We start from the raw sequence: 4,049 nt of genomic DNA on the forward strand, positions 1-4,049 counted from the left end.
TGTAGTGCGTTTAGCGAAGCCATGCCGCAGGCTTTGCATCTTGCTCGCTAATAATACCTAAGCTTCAAGAGCTTCCCCAGCTTCGCAAATTCAGCCAGATTGCGGAACTTGAGTGACCTGAAATCAGCCTGATGACGATATTTTGTCGCTCAGAGTAAATGTTATAATACCTAAAAGCTAGAGAGCCATAGTAGGTATAGGTTGTTATGAGTACAGTGTTAGTCGTAGAGGACGATCTCACCCAACAACATTTGCTCTCTAAGCTGCTTGAGCGTGTAGGGCTGACAGTGATTGTGGCTGGGGATGGGGTGGAGGCGCTGGAGAAAATTCAGCAATTTCACCCAAATTTGGTGATTTTGGATATTGTCCTTCCCCGGATGAATGGCTATGAAGTCTGTCGTCGTCTGAAATCGGAACCTGAGACTGAGAATATTCCGGTGTTAATGTGTTCGGCGAAAAAAGAGGATTTTGACCGCTACTGGGGAATGAAGCAAGGGGCGGATGCTTACTTAGCCAAGCCTTGTCATCCCCAAGAAATTGTCGAGACTGTAAAGAAATTATTAAAGTCCCATCATCAAGCGGCAAGCTGATGGGCAATCGTCATTCGTCATGGCTTGAGGAATATTTACAATGAACTAATTCTAGAACTTAACATTAAGTCAGGGCGGGTTTCGTCACATCTGGGAAGACAATGATAGGAGTAAAACCGCCCCAGAAAGACGCGCCAGAAAGACGCGCCATGGCACATCTCTATGTGACGTTCAATCAGACGCACAGCTTGCTCGTCTTGTTAAGCCGGAAACATTAACTCAAGTGATGCGATCGCTCAAACATCAAGATGACTACTGGTTTATCCTGATCGATCAGTTTGAGGAGTTATTTACTACTACTGAATCAGACAAGCGGGATGTTTTTATCCAAGGGTTAGTCAACCTTGTGAATACCCTAAGTAAAAAGAGCGATCACTCAGTTAAACTGGTAGCAACCATGCGGACAGACTTCCTATAGTCACAAGGGGCAAAATTCTCTGCGATCGCCTTCGTCATCATCCTGTCTTGACTAATCCCCAAGACGAGATTGCCAGAGGTGCCAGGGAAACGTGTCAGAGTTATGCTCCAAGCTGGCAAGCCAAGTGATTGTAAGAGGTAAGGAATTTATGCTAGAACGGGTGAGGTAGTAAGGATTGACTAGGCAATCATCGCCGCTTCAATGAAGTTTGGCATTGTATGCTAGCCTCAAAACAGTTCTTCGCTTTGCATCAAGTCCTGTACTTTTCCTACATAACTCACTAGACTCCAGACTTCGCCTTGAACGGAATAGGTAGCTACTACATGAATATCAACGCATCTATTATTGATCAACGTTTAACATCAGTTGTTAACGATATCCGTCAAAAGGCTGCTGAAGAGTTACGCATAAACGATCAAGGCAGACTCAAGTCTCTAGCATTTGCTTACCTCTGTGTTAAAACTATCTTAGATTTAGAGAACGATAATGCTTTCGATTGCCTGACTGAAGGAGGTGGTGACTTTGGAGTAGATGCCATGCATATTTCTGAAGAATATGATGGTGAATTTACTGTTACTTTATTCCAAGCCGAATATAAAAATAATCTAGAAGGGAACTCAAATTTCCCTGAGCAAGGCATAGAGAGTTTAATAAATGCCATTCAGTATTTGTTTAATCCAGCAGCTCAATTAGAACATATCAATGAACGACTACTCACCAAGGTAGAAGAAGCTCGTAGCTTGATTCGAGATGGCTATATTCCACAAGTTCGAGCAATAGCCTGCAATAATGGACTGAAGTGGAATGAATCTGCTCAGGGAGCTATTGAACGTACTGGTTTCGGCGATCAGGTGACATGGGAACACGTCAATCACGAGCGCTTAGTCCAAATCCTTCAAGCCACTAGACCAGTAAAAGAGAATAGCCAAAATCCAGTAGATCTCAAAGACTTACGCGCTAATGATGAACGTCAGCAAAGATTAGATATGGATATGCAGCAATTAGGATTTAATTATCGGCGTAAGCGATCTGATACGAGTACCCGATCTACAGATATTACCTCAGGAGTAGCGGCTGAAGCTGTACTATCTGTCTGGAGAGAAAAACCTCATCAGGCTAAATTCTTCTCTCGTGAACATTTTGGAAAACTTTATGATTCAATATTCACGGATCAGTTGAACGGCTCACAGGTTATAATTGCTGTGCAACTATACAGAATCGCAGAAAATCGTCGCAAACGACCAGAGCATACTGACCCGGATTTCGTTCGCTATGCTTCATGCTTTATCGCTATGCAGATGGGGCGAAGAATCCTTGCTGATATGGGCATTCAAATGAGAGAAATTAGCCATCACAATTTCCCAAGGGCTCAACAGCTTATTGAACAAAATGGCGAAGCTTATTTCAACACCTCAGTACAGGATATTCAACAGGCGCTTCATGAGCTTTATGGGAGACAAGACATTTCCTTGCAGCAGCTATCTGCAACCTTTCGACGCGGCGACTTAATAACTAGGCTACAGTAAGTAGGTGGGGACAATTAAAGTTATATGAACCAGCTAATCATTCAAGTTGATGCCTTCACCTGTACCCCATTTACGGGTAATCCAGCCGCTGTCTGTGTTTTACCGACTCCCCAACCGGATAGCTGGATGCAGAATGTGGCACAGGAGATGAATTTGTCTGAAACTGCCTTTGTGATACCTCAAGAGGATGGGTTTAATCTGCGTTGGTTTACTCCGACGGTAGAAGTCCCCCTTTGTGGTCATGCCACCTTAGCTAGCGCCCATGTCTTGTGGTCAGAGGGTTATCTGTCCCCGGAGAAACCCGCCCGTTTTTATACCAAAAGCGGGATACTCATCGCCCAGCGTCAGGGTGAATGGATTGAGTTAGATTTTCCGGTGAATCATTCTCAACCCATAACCGCCCCCCCAAACCTTACGTTAGCGTTAGGTGTACCGATTCAGTCCGTTTGGCAGAATTCTTTGGGCTATTTGGTGGAAGTGGAATCGGAAGAGATGGTGCGAACTATGCAGCCCAATTTTGGTTTACTTAAAACCTTACCGACATCTGAGGTGATTGTTACCAGTCAGACGGATTCGGGTTCAGAGTATGATTTTGTTTCTCGTTTCTTTGCACCGGGATTAGGGATTGATGAAGATCCGGTGACGGGTGCAGCCCATTGTTGTCTAGCACCTTTCTGGCGCGATCGCATGAATCAAGATGAGTTCTTAGCCTATCAAGCCTCCCATCGAGGAGGGGTAGTCAAGGTAAAGTATACCGGGAGCGTTGGCGGAGCCTGTTCCGAAGGAACGTATCGCGTCATTTTGGGCGGACAAGCGGTTACCGTGATGCGGGGGGAATTGACTTAGGTGGCAAAGGGGGAAATGGCTAAAGGACAAGCTTTCCATTTTCCCACAGCTACGCCTAGCTGTTTACAGTAACCTCCCCAGCCTTTTTGAAGTTGATAGTGACCGCAATGACTACAGATTGATACTGCATAGTTGATGGTTCTCATGATTTTATAAAAATGGGTTGATTAAAAAAGAATTCAATGGAATAGGAGTGTTTCTTTACAAGTATTGGCAAAAACAACTTTCCCAGAAAAAGCAAAAGCTTTTTTTGCTCAACCAGCCCAAACCTGACATTCTTACTGTTGCCTGTTGCCTTGTCTCAACCGTTAACTTTAATGGAAGTCAGACTTATTCAGCCAGCCCTACTTAATTGAGATATTGACAGCTATCTGACAATAAATAATTCATGCCTTCATGAATATACGATTCCAGGTGTAATCGCATCTCCAACGAATAATAGGGAAACGTATGCTTACTGCACAGTTTTTTGCTTTGTTCAACCGCAACAGCCTGGGGATCATTCGATAGTTTACACAAAACGTAGCATAGTAAATCCTGGCGTAGGTTGGGACAGGTAAAAAAAAATAGCCAAAACTTGTTCGGACAAGCGTCTATCGCGACAAGAGATTCCTTAAACCCGCCCCTACACCATCACCATTTGGTCATTTGGGCGGGTTTTGTATCAAC

At 44.2% G+C, this 4,049-nt stretch carries 5 protein-coding genes; 4 read left to right on the plus strand and 1 reads right to left on the minus strand.

The genetic code is table 11. From position 1 onward, the window contains the following. Positions 1-206 precede the first annotated feature (206 nt). From ACLFWI_RS27845 to ACLFWI_RS27860, 4 genes are all read left to right on the plus strand, one after another. Positions 207-590: a response regulator transcription factor gene (locus tag ACLFWI_RS27845; RefSeq protein WP_006099434.1), complete on the plus strand. Its 384-nt coding sequence runs from the start codon at positions 207-209 to the stop codon at positions 588-590. Between the two features lie 88 nt (positions 591-678). After that, positions 679-1,008: an nSTAND1 domain-containing NTPase gene (locus ACLFWI_RS27850; RefSeq protein ID WP_446415634.1), complete on the plus strand. Its 330-nt coding sequence runs from the start codon at positions 679-681 to the stop codon at positions 1,006-1,008. Positions 1,009-1,331: 323 nt separating this feature from the next. Then, on the plus strand, positions 1,332-2,534 hold the full coding sequence (locus tag ACLFWI_RS27855) for an AIPR family protein (protein WP_446415631.1): 1,203 nt from the start codon (positions 1,332-1,334) through the stop codon (positions 2,532-2,534). 24 nt (positions 2,535-2,558) lie between these two features. Continuing rightward, entirely contained in the window at positions 2,559-3,380 is an 822-nt protein-coding gene (locus tag ACLFWI_RS27860; protein ID WP_446415632.1) for a PhzF family phenazine biosynthesis protein, read from the plus strand. On the opposite strand, the gene ACLFWI_RS27865 is transcribed toward ACLFWI_RS27860, so the two are convergent. Next, positions 3,377-3,526 (minus strand): hypothetical protein, encoded by a 150-nt coding sequence (locus ACLFWI_RS27865; protein ID WP_446415633.1) that lies wholly within the window; start codon positions 3,524-3,526, stop codon positions 3,377-3,379. The genes ACLFWI_RS27860 and ACLFWI_RS27865 overlap by 4 nt on opposite strands. Positions 3,527-4,049: the final 523 nt, after the last annotated feature.

The organism is Coleofasciculus sp. (genome assembly GCF_046539235.1).
GTDB lineage: Bacteria > Cyanobacteriota > Cyanobacteriia > Cyanobacteriales > Coleofasciculaceae > Coleofasciculus.